At 73.1% G+C, this 14,651-nt stretch carries 12 protein-coding genes; 4 read left to right on the forward strand and 8 right to left on the reverse strand.

The window, feature by feature from the left end:
- Positions 1-34 precede the first annotated feature (34 nt).
- Positions 35-3,181, reverse strand: coding sequence for an isoleucine--tRNA ligase (gene ileS / locus LCN96_RS18435; protein ID WP_225273978.1), 3,147 nt, complete (start codon positions 3,179-3,181; stop codon positions 35-37).
- A gap of 470 nt (positions 3,182-3,651) precedes the next feature.
- Here ileS and LCN96_RS18440 point away from each other — a divergent pair, with 470 nt between their 5' ends.
- The 3 genes from LCN96_RS18440 to LCN96_RS18450 all read left to right on the forward strand — a co-directional run bounded on the left by LCN96_RS18440 (position 3,652) and on the right by LCN96_RS18450 (position 5,541).
- Positions 3,652-4,041 carry a TraR/DksA family transcriptional regulator gene (locus LCN96_RS18440; protein WP_225273980.1) on the forward strand — a complete coding sequence of 130 codons (390 nt, stop codon included), beginning with the start codon at positions 3,652-3,654 and terminating at the stop codon, positions 4,039-4,041.
- A 65-nt stretch (positions 4,042-4,106) separates the two neighbouring features.
- A complete protein-coding gene (gene lspA, locus LCN96_RS18445; RefSeq protein WP_263657492.1) occupies positions 4,107-4,619 on the forward strand; it encodes a signal peptidase II in 513 nt (170 codons plus the stop codon).
- The gene (locus LCN96_RS18450) at positions 4,612-5,541 is read left to right on the forward strand and encodes an RluA family pseudouridine synthase (RefSeq protein ID WP_225273983.1); all 930 of its coding nucleotides are present in this window, start codon (positions 4,612-4,614) and stop codon (positions 5,539-5,541) included. Before lspA ends, LCN96_RS18450 begins: the two co-directional genes overlap by 8 nt.
- A 42-nt stretch (positions 5,542-5,583) precedes the next feature.
- Here LCN96_RS18450 and LCN96_RS18455 read toward each other — a convergent pair whose 3' ends face one another.
- From LCN96_RS18455 to LCN96_RS18480, 6 genes are read right to left on the reverse strand one after another with little or no spacing between them, the layout of a single operon-like run.
- Positions 5,584-6,912 carry a serine/threonine-protein kinase gene (locus LCN96_RS18455; protein WP_225273985.1) on the reverse strand — a complete coding sequence of 443 codons (1,329 nt, stop codon included), beginning with the start codon at positions 6,910-6,912 and terminating at the stop codon, positions 5,584-5,586.
- Positions 6,913-6,921: 9 nt separating this feature from the next.
- Complete coding sequence (locus tag LCN96_RS18460) at positions 6,922-7,233, reverse strand: AzlD domain-containing protein (RefSeq protein ID WP_225273986.1); 312 nt, start codon at positions 7,231-7,233, stop codon at positions 6,922-6,924.
- Entirely contained in the window at positions 7,230-7,892 is a 663-nt protein-coding gene (locus LCN96_RS18465; protein WP_225273988.1) for an AzlC family ABC transporter permease, read from the reverse strand. The genes LCN96_RS18460 and LCN96_RS18465 overlap by 4 nt, the downstream gene beginning before the upstream one ends.
- Before the next feature lie 11 nt (positions 7,893-7,903).
- Positions 7,904-8,746, reverse strand: coding sequence for an AraC family transcriptional regulator (locus LCN96_RS18470; RefSeq protein ID WP_225273990.1), 843 nt, complete (start codon positions 8,744-8,746; stop codon positions 7,904-7,906).
- The gene (locus LCN96_RS18475; protein ID WP_225273992.1) at positions 8,743-10,464 is read right to left on the reverse strand and encodes a serine/threonine-protein kinase; all 1,722 of its coding nucleotides are present in this window, start codon (positions 10,462-10,464) and stop codon (positions 8,743-8,745) included. The genes LCN96_RS18470 and LCN96_RS18475 overlap by 4 nt, the downstream gene beginning before the upstream one ends.
- 14 nt (positions 10,465-10,478) lie before the next feature.
- A complete protein-coding gene (locus LCN96_RS18480) occupies positions 10,479-12,410 on the reverse strand; it encodes a serine/threonine-protein kinase (RefSeq protein ID WP_225273993.1) in 1,932 nt (643 codons plus the stop codon).
- A 288-nt stretch (positions 12,411-12,698) separates the two neighbouring features.
- Here LCN96_RS18480 and LCN96_RS57115 point away from each other — a divergent pair, with 288 nt between their 5' ends.
- Complete coding sequence (locus LCN96_RS57115; RefSeq protein WP_311132331.1) at positions 12,699-13,550, forward strand: chorismate mutase; 852 nt, start codon at positions 12,699-12,701, stop codon at positions 13,548-13,550.
- Here the strand turns inward: LCN96_RS57115 and LCN96_RS18490 are convergent.
- Positions 13,504-14,604, reverse strand: a complete 1,101-nt coding sequence (locus LCN96_RS18490; RefSeq protein ID WP_225273995.1) for an SGNH/GDSL hydrolase family protein — start codon at positions 14,602-14,604, stop codon at positions 13,504-13,506. The two genes, LCN96_RS57115 and LCN96_RS18490, sit on opposite strands and share 47 nt — an antisense overlap.
- Positions 14,605-14,651 lie beyond the last annotated feature (47 nt).

Below are 14,651 nucleotides of genomic sequence, written 5' to 3' on the forward strand. Positions count from 1 at the left end.
GGCGCGCCCCCCTACGGCGAACGGCGAACGGCGGTCAGGCGCGGCGGAGCTGGAAGGTGAGGCCGAGGTCGGCGTCCGAGTGGGACGGCAGGTCCGCGGCGGTGCCCTCCGTGATGGTGGTGGCCAGCACGTCCTCGCCCACCACGTGCCCCTCCGAGCGCAGCGCCGTGGCCAGGTCGTCGGACGTGGCGGTCCACCACAGCTCGATGCGGTCGGTGATCGACAGGCCGCTCGACTTGCGGGCCTCCTGCACCAGGCGGATGACCTCGCGCAGCAGGCCGGCGCGGCGCAGCTCGTCGGTCAGCTCCAGGTCGAGCGCGACGGTCTCGCCCGTGCCGGTGCCGATGGCGCCCGTCTCGACCGCCCAGCCCGAGCGGGGCTGCTCGTTGACGATCACCTCGTCCGGGCCGAGCATGACCTCGCCGAGCGAGTCCGCCTCCACCATGACCGTGGCGCCCGAGCGCAGGGCCCTGGCGACGCGGGTGGCATCGGCGGCGGTCACGGCGGCGGCCACGAGCTTGGTCTGCGAGCCGAAGCGCTTGCCCAGGGCGCGGAAGTTCGGCTTGACCGTGTAGGACACGAGGTCGGCGCTGAAGCCGGACATGTCCTCCAGGGTCTGCACGTTCAGCTCGTCGGCCACCAGGCCGCGCAGCTCGCCGGGGAGCGACGGCCAGCCGTGCGCGCCGACCAGGGCCCGCCGCAGCGGCTGGCGGGTCTTGACGCCCGAGGAGGCGCGGGCCGAGCGGCCCAGCTCCACCAGGCGCCGCACGAGGGCCATCTGGTCCGACAGCGCCGGGTTGAGCAGGTCCTCGCGCACCTCCGGCCAGCCGGTCAGGTGGACGGAGGAGGGCGCGTCGGCCGAGCGCAGGACGTCCCACAGGTAGTCGGTGACGAACGGCGTGATGGGCGCCATCAGCCGCAGCACCGTCTCCAGGCACTCGTACAGGGTCGCGAAGGCGTCCTGCGAGCCCTGCCAGAAGCGGCGGCGGGAGCGGCGGACGTACCAGTTGGACAGGTCGTCGAGGAAGTCGGCCAGGCGGCGGCCGGCGCGCTGGGTGTCGTACTCGTCGAGCGCCGTCGTGACCTCGGCCACCGTGCGGTGCAGCTCCGCCAGCGCCCAGCGGTCGAGCAGCGGGCGCTGCGCGGCCGGGGCGGCCTCGGCGAGCATGGCCGGCGACCAGGACTCGGCGTTGGCGTAGAGGGTGAAGAACGACGAGGTGTTCCAGAGCGTCAGCAGGACCTTGCGGACGATCTCCTCCAGCGTGCCGTGACCCACCCGGCGGGCCGCCCACGGCGAGCCGGAGCAGGCCATGAACCAGCGCAGCGCGTCGGCCCCGTGCTGGTCCATCAGCGGGATCGGCTCCAGGATGTTGCCCAGGTGCTTGCTCATCTTGCGGCCGTCCTCGGCCAGGATGAGGCCGAGGCAGAGCACGTTCTGGTAGGAGGACTGGCCGAAGACCAGCGTGCCGACGGCCATCAGCGAGTAGAACCAGCCGCGCGTCTGGTCGGTGGCCTCGCAGATGAAGTCGGCCGGGTAGACGCCCTCGGGCCTGCCGCGCTCGCCCCACTGGGCGAACGGCATGGAGCCGGAGTCGTACCAGGCGTCGATGACGTCGGGCACGCGGGTGGCCAGGGCGCCACACGACGGGCAGTCGAAGGTGACGTCGTCGACGTACGGGCGGTGCGGGTCGAGCGCGGAGACGTCCTGGCCGGCGAGCGTGCCGAGCTCCTCCAGCGACCCGACGCAGGTCACGTGCGACTCGTCCTGCGAGCACACCCACAGCGGCAGCGGCGTGCCCCAGTAGCGCGAGCGCGACAGCGACCAGTCGACGTTGCCGCGCAGCCACTCGCCGAACCGGCCCCACTTGATCGTGTCGGGGAACCAGTTGGTCTTGGAGTTCTCCGCCAGCATCTGGTCCTTGACCGCGGTGGTGCGGATGTACCAGGAGGGCAGGGCGTAGTAGAGCAGCGCCGTGTGGCAGCGCCAGCAGTGCGGGTAGCTGTGCTCCATGTGGCCGCCGCGGTAGAGCAGGCCACGCGCCCGCAGGTCCTCGGTCAGCTCCTCGTCGGCGTCCTTGAAGAACCTGCCGCCGACCATGGGCACGTCGTCGAGGAAGCGGCCGTCGGGGCCGATCGGGTTGACGACCGGCATGCCGTACTTCTTGATCACGGTCATGTCCTCGGCGCCGAAGGCGGGCGCCTGGTGGACCAGGCCGGTGCCGTCCTCGATCGTGACGTAGTCGCCGAGCACGACGTAGTGCGCGCCGGGGATGTCGACGAGGTCGAACGGGCGGGTGTAGGTGGTGTGCTCCAGCTCGCGGCCGGTGAAGCGGGCCACCTCGGTGGCGCCCTCGCCGAGCACCGACAGCAGGGGCTCGGCCACGACCAGGACCTCGCCGTCGGCGGTGCGGGCCGCGACGTAGGTGACGTCGGGGTGCACGGCGACGGCCGTGTTGGAGACGAGGGTCCAGGGCGTGGTGGTCCAGATGAGCAGGGCCGCGCCCAGCTCGGCCAGCGGGCCGGAGGTCGCGGGCATGCGGACGTAGACCGACGGGCTGGAGACCGTCTCGTACGCGCCCGGCTGGCCCAGCTCGTGGTCGGACAGCCCGGTGCCGCAGCGCGGGCAGTAGGGCGTGATCCGGAAGTCGCGGAACAGCAGCCCCTTGTCGAAGATGACCTTCAGCGACCACCACACGGACTCGACGTAGGACGGGTCCATGGTCCGGTACGCCTGGGACAGGTCGATCCAGTAGCCCATCCGCTCGGTCATCTGCTCGAACGCGTCGACGTGCCGCAGCACCGACTCGCGGCACTTGGCGTTGAACTCGGCGATGCCGTACGTCTCGATGTCGCGCTTGCCCGACAGGCCCAGCTCGCGCTCGACGCCGACCTCGACGGGCAGGCCGTGGCAGTCCCAGCCGGCCTTGCGGGGCACGCTGAAGCCGCGCATCGACTTGTAGCGCGGGAACAGGTCCTTGAACACGCGCGCCTCGACATGGTGCACGCCGGGCAGGCCGTTGGCGGTGGGCGGGCCCTCGTAGAACACCCAGGCGGGGTTGCCCGCGTTCTGCTCGACGGAGCGCTCGAAGATCTTCCCGTCCCGCCAGCGGTCGAGGACCTCGCGCTCGAGCGCGGGCAGGTCGACCTGCGCGGGAAGAGAGCGGAATGATGGGGAAGACATCTCGGGCGGGACCTCCACGCTTGATCGGCCGGTTGGCTGGACGCGTGAAGGGACGAAGCCTGGCGGCTCCGCGGTACCACCCTTCTTGACCCCGCGCGTGGCGGAGCCCTCTTCATTTGGTCTGCTGCCGGGTCTAATGAGCTCGCGAGAGCCGTTCTTCCGGCGGCTCCGGGGTGATATCCCTCACAGTCGGGCCCCATCAACGCCTTGCAGTCTCAAACCATAACGCAGAGTGGGGGCGAAGGCTTCCTTGTTTTCCTGGTGGCGTCCGCCCACCCGGCGAGCCCCGCCGGTACGCAAGTCGTAAACGGCGCAAAGTTGTGGGAATGGACGCCCCCGGGGAGGAGTTGAATGCGCGAGGCGGGATAGTACGGGGGAGGTAAACCGTCCGGCGGGTCGTTTGCCGTTCCGTTATATGGATCCTAAGCTGCCCGCACCATTTACGGCCTTGATCAGCAATGGAGGCAGCCATGGCGGCAGTCACGCAGACCGCTACACCGTCGATGTGGTCGGACGAGGAGCTGGCCGAGGTACGCGGCAGGCTCCAGGAGGAGATCGACGAGCTCGAGGCGGACATCCTCCGCCACGAGTCCGAGATAGCCTCTGGAGACGTGACCCAGGGCGCCGGCGACGACCAGGCCGACGCCGGCGCCAAGACGTACGAGCGCGAACGCGAGATCGCCCTTACCCTGAATGCGCGCGATCTGGTCGCGCAGAACGAACGTGCGATCGCCAGGATCGACGCAGGGACCTATGGAGTGTGCGAATCGTGCCACAAGCCGATCGGCAAGGAACGCCTCCAGGCGTTCCCGAGGGCGACGCTGTGCGTGGCCTGCAAGCAGAGGGAGGAACGCCGGTAAGCGGCCCCGCCGAAGGCTCAGGAGGCGCAGCGGGCAGGCCCCGCCGGCGCCTCTTCGCCGTCCTCGTGGTGCTGGCGGCCGTGATCTACGCGGCCGACCTCGCCACCAAGACGGTGGTGCTGCGCACGCTGGAGGGTGAGCCGCCGCTGGTCGTCATCCCGGGGGTGCTGCAGTTCAGGGTGATCTTCAACTCCGGCGCCGCGTTCAGCATCGGCACGGGGATGACGTTCATCTTCACCTTCATCGCGGCCGGCGTGGTCGTGGCGATCGTGCGTACGGCGCGCAAGCTCGGCAGCAGGTCCTGGGCCGTCACGCTCGGCCTCCTGCTGGGCGGCGCGACCGGCAACCTCACCGACAGGCTGCTGCGCTACCCCTCGGGGCTCGGGCGCTCCTCGCAGCTCCAGGGGCACGTCGTCGACTTCATCGAGGTGCTGCCGGGCAACTTCCCCGTCATCGACTACTTCCCTGTGTTCAACATCGCCGACTCGGCGATCGTCTGCGGCGGCATCCTGGCCGTGATCCTGGCCTGGCGCAACGTGCAGATCGACGGTTCCAGGGAGGTGGCCGAGGATGACTGAGCAGCGCAGCCTGCCCGTGCCCGACGGGCTGGAGGGCGAGCGGCTCGACGCCGCGCTCTCGCGCCTGTTCGGCTTCTCCCGCACCCGCGCGGCCGAGCTGATCACGGCCGGCGAGGTGTTCGTGGACGGCCGCCAGCCGGCCAAGTCCGACCGCGTGCATGCGGGCGCCTGGCTGGAGGTGACGCTGCCGCCGCCGGTCACCACCCCCATGCCGGTGGCCGAGCCGGTGCCCGGCATGACCATCGTGTACGAGGACGACGACATCGTCGTGGTCAACAAGCCCATCGGGGTGGCGGCCCACCCGACCGTCGGCTGGACGGGCCCCACCGTGATCGGCGGGCTGCTCGGCGCCGGGCACACGATCGCCACCAGCGGCGCCGCCGAGCGCCAGGGCATCGTGCACCGGCTCGACGCCAACACCACGGGCGCGATGGTGGTGGCCAAGAGCGAGCACGCCTACTCGCGGCTCAAGCGGGCCTTCAAGGAGCGTACGGTCGACAAGCGCTACCACGCGCTGGTGCAGGGGCACCCCGACCCGTTCAGGGGCACGGTGGACGCGCCCATCGACCGGCACCCGTCGGGCGACGGCCGCTTCGCGGTGGTGGCCGGGGGCAAGCCGTCCGTGACCCACTACGACACGGTCGAGGCGTTCAGGGCCGCGTCGCTGCTGGACATCAAGCTGGAGACCGGGCGTACGCACCAGATCCGGGTGCACATGTCGGCGCTGCGCCACCCGTGCGTCGGCGACATGCTCTACGGCGCCGATCCGACGCTGGCGGCCCGGCTGGGGGTCACCCGGCAGTGGCTGCACGCGGTGGCGCTCGGGTTCGAGCACCCCTCGTCCGGCGAGTGGGTGTCGTTCAGCACCGACTACCCGCAGGACCTGCAGAAGGCGCTGGACATCGTGCGCGCGGAGTCCTGACCCCGCGCCCAGCCCCACTTCGGAGCCCCCGTTCAGTCCCGGTCAGGCGGACTTCTTCTTCTTGGGCTTGCCGGCCGCCCGGCCGTTCTCCGACCCCTCGACCTGGCCGGGGGTGCGGGCGGCGGTCTCCTTCTTGGTCTTGGTCGGCTTCGGCTCCTCGCTGGGGGTCTTCTCCTTCTTCGCCGTGGGCGACGGGCTGCGCGGCTGCTCGCGGGTCGGCGGCGGGGTGCTGCGGGCCGGTGGTGCGCTGCTCTGCGGTGTGACGCTCTGGGGCGAGACGTTCTGCGGCCCGGTCCGCTCCGGCTCGGTGCTCTTCAGCTCCGGGGTGGGGGACTCGTACACGGTCGTCTTCTCGGTGGTCACGACGGCGGGCGCGGGGCTGGGGGAGACCGCATCCTGCGGACGCTGCGACCACCAGGCCGCGCCTCCCGTGACGAGCCCGACGGCCAGCGCGCCCGCGACGATCGCGGCCAGCGGCAGCAGGCGCCGCCGGGACCGCCAGGGCAGGGCCGCCGGCGCGACGGTGACGGGGCCGGTCCGCTCGGGCGCGTCGCCCGTGAGGACCGCGGCCAGGCGCCGCTCCGCCTCGTCGAGTGTCATGCGCTCCGCGGGGTCCTTGTGCAGCAGCCCCACCAGCACGGGGGCGAGCACGCCCGCGCGGGCCATCGGGCGCGGCTCGGCGTGCATGACGGCGCCCAGCGTGGCCAGGGCGCTGTCGCGCTGGAAGGGGGAGTGCCCCTCCACCGCCATGTAGAGCGTCACGCCCAGCGACCACAGGTCGGAGGCGGGCCTGGCCTGGCCGCCTGCCGCGCGTTCGGGGGCCATGAAGGCAGGGGTGCCGACCAGGATGCCCGTCCTGGTGACGGGCGCCTCGTCCTCGGTGGTGGCGATGCCGAAGTCGGTCAGGACCGCGCGGCCGTCCTCCGCGAGCAGCACGTTGTCGGGCTTGACGTCGCGGTGCAGCACGCCCGCCGCGTGCGCCGCCCGCAGCGCCTCCAGGAGCTGTAACCCGATCGCGGCGGCCCTGGCGGGCGGCATCGGGCCGTCCTCCCTGATCAGGGCGCCCAGCGTGCGCGAGGGCACGAGCTGCATCACGATCCACGGATGGCCGCGCTCCTCCAGCACGTCGTAGACGGTGGCCACGCCGGGGTGCGCCACCCGGCCCGCGGCCCTGGCCTCACGGAAGGTACGGACGGCGAACTCGTCGCGCTCGGGACCGGTCATGTTGCCAGGCGGCAGCACCTCCTTGACGGCCACGTCCCGGCCGAGCACCTCGTCGTGGGCATGCCAGACCATGCCCATGCCGCCCTTGCCGATCGTCCTGAGCAGCCGGTAACGCCCACCGACCACCAATCCAGCTGAATCGGACATGCACGGCGACTACCCAAGAAGGATCCGGGCAAGCGCGGTGACGACGGCCGCCGACGCCAGCACGACGAGGAACGGCGCCCGCAGCAGCAGCGCCACCACCGCCGCCCCCAGCCCGGCGGTCCTGGCCGGGTCGAAGCTCAGCCCGCCCTGCGCCGTGAACGTCTGCACCGCGATCAGCGCCGCCAGCAGCGCCACCGGCACCAGCTCCGCGAACCTGCGCATCCCCGGATGGTCCAGCACCCGCCGGGGCGCGGCCAGCCCCGCCAGTTTCAGCGCGTAGCAGCCCGCGCAGACGGCCGCGATCGCCCACCACAGCGTCATCGCAGCATCACCGCCAGGACCGCCACGGCCGACAGCAGCACCGGCACACCGGCGGGCAGGAACGGGGTGGCGCACAGCGCGATCGCCGCCGCGCCCGCCGCCAGCCAGCGCAGCTCGGCGCTCTCGGCCAGCCGCGGCCACAGGATGGCCAGGAACGCCACGGGACCCACCACGTCCAGCCCCAGCACGCCGGGGTCGCCCAGGAACGAGGTGCCGTAGGCGCCGGCCAGCGTGGTCAGGTTCCAGGCGGCGTACAGGCCGGCGAACGTGGTCACGAAACCCGTGCGGGCCGCCTCGGGGGTCGGCTGGGCCATGGTGACGGCCGTGGTCTCGTCGATGACGCCGTGGGCGGCCAGCAGGCGGCGCGCGCCCCGTACGCGCAGCAGGTCGGCCATGCGCAGGCCGTAGAGCGTGTTGCGGCCGCCGAGCAGCAGCGCGCCGAGCGTGGCGGCCAGCAGGTCGCCCCCGGCGGCGACCGCGCCGGTCAGCGCGAACTGCGAGGCGCCGGTGAACGCCAGCAGGCTCAGCACGCACGCCTGCGGCACGGACAGGCCCGCGGTGACCGCCGCGGCGCCGAAGGCGATACCGGACAGCCCCACGGCCAGCCCCACGCCGAGACCGTCCCGCACGGCGGCGGAACGGGAGGTCGTCTCTTCCATGCTGCCCGAGGCTAGGCGCCAGGCGAATCGCCCGTCTTGTACGTTCCTGCAGCACGTTGGTACGCGGCGGGCGGGACGCCCACGATGCGCTTGAAGTGACGGTTCAGATGGGCCTGGTCGGTGAAGCCCACCTCGGCGGCCACCCGCGCGGGCCGCACGCCGGCCTGCAGCAGGCGCCGCGCCTGCCGGACCCGCAGCGAGGTCAGGTACGCGTGCGGCGGCAGCCCCGTCGCGGCCTTGAACGCCCGCAGCAGCGCGAACGGCCGCGCCCCCACCGCCGCCGCCAGGTCCTCCAGCGCGGGCGGGTCCACGAGGCTCTCGTGCAGCAGCTCCAGCGCCGCCCGCACCGTCCGCCTGCCCTCCGCCGGCGGCACCGTGGCGGGCCTCGGCGTGGCGTGGCGGGTCACCAGCCGCGCGAACAACATGCGGCTCAACGACGAGGCCGCCAGCGCGTCGCCGCGCTCGGCCGCCTCGTGCGCCCGCGCCAGCAGCGCCGCCACCTGCTCGTCGCGCACCACCTGGCGCGGGAAGTACGGCGTGCCGCCCGCCGCCCCCAGCTCCGCCGCGATCCCGCGCACCGCCTCGATCGAGGGATAGAGCATCCGGTACGCCCACCCGCCCGGCACCCCCGCCTGGCCCGTGTGCACGGCGTCGGGGTTGACCAGCACCAGCTCGCCCGCCGCCGCCCGGTGCAGCGTGCCCCGGTAGTCGAACTCCTCCACGCCCGAGACGATCAGGCCGATCGCGTAGCCGTCGTGCGCGTGCCGGGAGAAGCGGTGGGTGACGTAGCGGGCCTTGAGCAGGTCGGTCTCCGGCACCGCCGGGTGCCGCCAGAAGCGCGCCTGCTCCTTCACAGCGGGCGGAAGGTCTTGACGAAGGTGTCGAAGTAGTGGCGGTCCCTGGCCCAGCGGGAGTGCGGGGTCTCCCAGTACAGGGCGTACGGGCGGCCGTCCTTCGTGTGGAAGCCGCGGTTGATCACGTGGATCGTCTGGCCGTCGCGGACCCGGGTGAACTCCCAGTCGGCGGCCTTGACGCCCAGGTAGCCGGTGGGGGTGATGCCGATCCGCTGGTAGCGCTGGAACTCGCCCTTGGCCTGGATCTCCTTCTCCAGGCCGCGCCAGTGGCGCTCGGGGTCGTCCCACGGGATGTCGGGGACGGTCCACTCCACGATCATCATGCCGGGGGTGTCAGGGCCCTTGAAGGAGATGCTGTCCCTGCCCTGGGTCTTCGCCGGTTTCCAGCCTGCGGGCATGGCGATCTGGAAGCGGCCGAGGGCGCTCCTGTAGGAGCGCCAGCCTGCCGGGGGCGCTGTGCGGGTGGGGCGGGGCGTGGTCGTGGCCGGCTCAGGGCTCGGCCCAGCGGTCGGCCCAGTGGTCGGCCCAGTGGTCGGTGCGGTGGTCGGTTCAGTGGCCGGTGCGGTGGCCGGCTGGCTGGTCGGCTCGCCGGTGGGGGACGCGGCCGTCCAGCGGTCGGACAGCAGCACGCCGCCCGTGCCGAGCACCGCCACGGCGGCCACCGCGAGGGGGACGCCGATCCACACCGCCTTGCGCCGCCCGCGACCGGGCCTGCCCCGCTGCTCCGGCATGGTCGTGTACGGCGCGCCGCCGGGGTGGGTGCCGCCGCCGGACTGCTGCCAGGGCAGCGGCGGCGTGGCGGGCCCGCCGGTGGGCGGCGTGGCGACGGGGCCGGCGCCGGCAGGCTGGGCGGGCGCGCCGGTGACAGCGGCGTGCGGGGCGTGCGGGGCGTGCGGCACGGAGGGCGGGGCGGAGGGTGGGGCGGAGGCGGCCTCGTACAGGAGGGCGGCGGCCTCGGCGGCGGGCAGCCGCGCGCCGGGATCGCGGCGCAGCAGCCCCATGATCACGGGCTCCAGCACCCCGGCCCGCACCGGCGGCTCCGGCTCGTCACGCAGCACCGCCGCCACCGTCGCGGCCCACGAGTCGCGCTTGAACGGCGGCCGCCCCTCGACCGCCGCGTACAGCGTGGCGCCCAGCGACCACAGGTCCGACTCGGGCCGGGCCGGATCGCCGTTCAGCCGCTCGGGCGGCATGTACGCGGGCGTGCCGACCAGGCCGCCGGTGGCCGTCAGCCCCGCCTCGGCCTCCATGGAGGCGATCCCGAAGTCGGTGAGCACCACCCGCCCGTCGTCGCCGAGCAGGACGTTCTCCGGCTTGACGTCACGATGCAGCACCCCGGTGGCGTGCGCGGCCCGCAGCGCGTCGAGCACCCGCCCGCCGATCACCGCGACCTGCGCGGGCCGCAGCGGCCCGCTCTCGCCGATCACCTGCGCCAGCGAGCGCGAGCGGACGAGCTGCATCACGATCCACGGCCGGCCGTCCTCCTCCACGACGTCGTGGATGACGACCACCGACGGGTGGTCGAGCCGCCCGGCGGCCCTGGCCTCCCTGATGGTCCTGCGGTTGAGCTCGGCCCGCTTGGCCTCGCCGACGCCCGTGTAGCGGACCTCCTTGATCGCCACCGTACGGTCGAGCAGCTCGTCGTAGGCGCGCCAGACGACGCCCATCCCACCCTCGCCGAGCGGTTCGATGAGGCGATAGCGATTGCTGACGTGCACGCGGCGCAGCTTACCTACTTGGGCGGCACGAACGTCGCGCAGAAGCCTTCGAAGAAGTCGTAGTCCTTCTTCCAGTGGCTGCTCAGCGTGTGCCAGTAGATGGCGTACGTCTTCCCGTTCTCGGCGACGAACCCCCGGTAGCGGATGCGGCTCTTACCGGTGTTGGTGGGCCAGTAGAAGTCCCAGTCGGCGGCGGCTTCGCGGTAGTCGACCTTCTCGATGCCGATCTTCTTGTAGCCGCCGTAGCGGTCCTTGAGGCTGGGCTCCAGCTTCTTCCAGCCCTTCAGCGGGTCCTTGCCCAGCTTGGGCATCTCCTCGACGCGCACGTGCGCGTTGGACGCGCCGCCGGGGCCCTTGAACTCCACGCCCCTGCTGCTGCGGACCCACTCGTCCCACCCCTTGGGCAGGCCGATCTTGAAGCCGAGCTTCTTGTCCGTGTAGTACTTCCACCCGGACGGCAGCGGATCCTTCTCGGCCTCCTCGGTCTTCTCCGGCGCGGAGGTGGGTGAGGCGCTCGGCGACTCCGTCGTCGGGGAGACCGAGGGCGAGGCCGACGGCGAGGCGGAGGCCGAGGGCGGGGAGGCGGACGTGCTCGGCGCGGCCTGGGTCGGGCTCGTCGTGACGGCCGCCGCGCGGGCGCCGGCGCGCTGCGCGGTCTCGTCGTCGGGGGCCGAGTTCAGGCCGAGGTAGCCGCCCACGACGGCCACCAGCAGGACCGCCACGGCCGCCGCGATGACGATCGTGGGCCGGCTCTGCTGGTCGGGCTTCCTGGCCGCGTCCATGGTGGACTCGGCGGGCGGCAGCGGCGGATCCACGGTCGGCGTCTGCGTGATGCGCGCGCCGGTCTCCGGCATGGCCTCCTGGGCGGAGGCGGCCAGGAGGTTCGGGTCGGTCGGGGTGTCGTCCTCGACCGGCTCGTACGGGCGCCTGGCCTTGGCGGGGCCCGGCCGCTTCGGCCTGGCCGGCGGCGCGGCGGGCGGGGCGGCGGGCGGCGCGGCGGATGGCACGGCGGGGCGCTTCGGCTCGGCCGGGGCCGGCACGTGCAGCTCCTGCGCGGCGGGGAACATCTTGGTGGGCGGCGCGACCGACGGCCCTGTCGAGCCGGTGTCAGGCTCGGCGGCGATCATGTGACGCAGGGCTCGGCGCAGCATGCGCTGCGTCTCCTCGTACGTCAGCCGCTGCACCGGCTCCTTGACCAGCAGCCCGTTGATCACGTCGGTGAGCGGGCCCGCGTGCGTGGCGGGGTCGGGCTCGTCGGTGAGCACGGCGTGCATGGTGGCCAGCGCCATCCCGCGCTCGTGCGGGGAACGGCCCTCCACCGCCGTGTAGAGCGTGGCGCCCAGCGACCACAGGTCGGACTCGCGCCGCGCGGGCAGGCCCTTGAGCCGCTCGGGCGCGATGAACGCCGGCGTGCCCGCCAGGCCCGTCACGGTGAGCTGCGTCTCGGTCTCCAGCGTGGCGATGCCGAAGTCGGTGAGCACGACGCGGCCGTCGTCGGCCAGCAGCACGTTCTCGGGCTTGACGTCGCGGTGCAGCACGCCCGCCTCGTGGGCGCGGTGCAGCGCGTCCAGCACGGCCAGGCCGATCTCGGCCACCCGCTTGGGCGGCAGCGGCCCGTCCTGCTTGATCACGGCGCCCAGCGACCGCGACGGCACGAGCTGCATGACGATCCAGGGACGATCGTCCTCCTCGATCACGTCGTGCACGACGATCACGTTGGGATGCTCGAACCTCGCCGCCGCCCTCGCCTCGCGCATCGTGCGCCGGTTCAGCAGCTGCACCTCCTCGCCCAGGGCGGCGGCGTACCTGACCTCCTTGACCGCGACCGTGCGGTCCAGGAGCTCGTCGTAGGCGCGCCAGACGATGCCCATCCCGCCCCTGCCGATGGGTTCCTGCAGCTGGTAGCGGCCGGCGATGCGGCGTCCGTCCTGCTTGCGATCCGACATCAACGGCCTCAAACCCTCCTCTAGGCCAAGAAATACTCTCACGGGCAGGGATCAACGGCGACTCGCCTGAAGGACAGTCCGCCATGTGAGAAGCGCCGCCCAGCAGGTGGAGGCGGGGGTGTAGGGTTCAGATATGACTTGTCGTCGCTACGCGTTTACCGAGCCGGCTCCGGGAGAGCCGGTCGTGAGCTAACCAGCGACCACCTGGAGTCGGCACGAGGCAGAGACACCCGTCTCTGCCTTTTTCGTTTTCGCCGGCTCCGGGGGCCGGCCGAGTGAGGAGTCGGGATGTCATCGACCTTGCAACGGCACGCGGTCGCCGTGGGCGGCCTCCTCGTGGGCGCCGGGCCCGCCGTGGTGATCGGCGACCGGGTGAGCCTGCGCACCGATCCGCCTGCCAGGTTGCGGGCGGGCGTCACGCTGGCTGAGCCCGCCACGGCGGCCGATCTGCCGGCCATCGCCGAGCACGCGGCGGCCGTCGTGGTGGGGGCGTCGTGGACGCGCGACATCCCTCTCGTGCGGGCGGCGGCGGGGCTGGGGCTGCCGGTCGTGGTGGAGCGGCGGGCGTCGGCCTCCATGGAGGAGTGGCTGGGGCTGGCCGCCTACTGCGCGGGTGAGGGCGACGGGAGGGTGATCCTCTGTGAGGGGGGCGGCCGTCCCGATCTGGCGCTCGTGCGGGCCGCGCGGGCCGCGTCGGGGCGCCCGGCGCTGGTGGACGTCTCCGCCGACCTCGGCCTGTCGGCCGCCGCCGTCGCGGCGGGCGCCGACGGCCTGATCATCGGCTCGGGCGCGGCGCAGGAGGCGGCGGCCGGGCGGCGGGTGGCCGAGGAGGCCGTCACCGTCGTGGGCGCGCTGCTGCGCGAGGAGACGCCCGCCACGCTGGCCGAGTGCAGGCAGGCGATCGACCGGGTGGACGCCGCCCTGGCCACGCTGCTGGAGCGGCGCGCCGAGCTGGCGGGCGTCGTGCAGCGGCTCAAGCCCGTCGGCGGCTTCGCGGGCCGCGACCTGGGCAGGGAGCGCGACGTGGTGGCCCGGATGGCCGTGCGGGCGCCCGCACTGGGCGAGTCGCGGCTGTCGGCCATCATGAACGCCGTCATCGAGGCGGGGCTGCACCTGGCGGAGGAGCGTTCGGGTCGGTGAGCAGGACGTTGTTCATCGGCCGGCCGGGGCCGGCGGCGATCTGCGCGGTGATCAGCTCGGCGAAGCGGCGGTACCCGTCGCCCGTCGGGTGGTAGCTGCGCGCGTTGACCCGCAGCTCTCCCATGTCCACGGCCAGCCCGTTCAGGAACGGGCGCGGCCGGCCCACCTCGTGCCCCGCGAACGCCTCGTAGGCGTCCACGTACTCGGCGCTCCCGGGCGCCCCGAACGCCACGATGGCCCGGTCGAACTCCGCCACCACCGACCCGACCGTGTCGTTGAGCCGCCGCGTCACGGCGTTCAGCCAGCGCTGGTCCGCCACGGTCAGGTTGTCGACGCTCTCCACCGGGTCCTTCGGGAACGGGCGCGGATAGCCGAGCACGATGACGCGGGCCGACGGCGCGCGCACGCGCAGCTCCCTGAGCACCTTGAGCATGCTCGTCCGCAGCTCCTCGATGCGCCGGTTCACCGCGGCGTCCTGGTCGACGCAGGCCGACGACCACGGGATCTTGACGATGCAGCCGGTCAGCACCTTGGTGAAGCCGGCGTCGTTGCCGCCGATGCTGAGCGTCACCAGGCTCGTCGCCGAGGTCACGCGGGTGATCTGGGGCCGGTGGCCGTACTGGCCCGACAGGAGCTGGCGGGTGGTGGCGCCGCTGCAGGCGTAGAACGCGGTGCCGCCGCCGAAGCGGTAGGTGCGGGCGACGAGCGGCACGTACGAGCCCTCCGAGCGGTGGCAGCGGTCGGCCCCGTCGTTGACCGGCGCCTGGCTCAGCTCCCAGACCCCCTCGCCGGAGGAGTAGGAGTCGCCGAGCGCCACGTACGCGCCGCGCTGCGCCACCTGGACGGCCGTCAGCCTGGTGATCCGGGGTAACTCGCCCCGCGGCGCGGCGCCGGTGGGGCAGCCCGCCTCCAGCACGGCGCAGGCCAGCCTGGGATACAGGCCCAGCGGCAGGCACGCCACGGCCAGCGCGACACCGATCGCGGCCGCGGCCGCCGTGCGGACGATCCTGCCTCTCGCGGCGTCCAGCGCGACCTCCCTGCCCGGCGACTCCACTGCTGCGCCATCGAGACTACCCAGCGACCCCGCCGCCGCGGGAGCGC

The sequence above is a fragment of the Nonomuraea gerenzanensis genome (assembly GCF_020215645.1).
Lineage (GTDB): Bacteria > Actinomycetota > Actinomycetes > Streptosporangiales > Streptosporangiaceae > Nonomuraea > Nonomuraea gerenzanensis.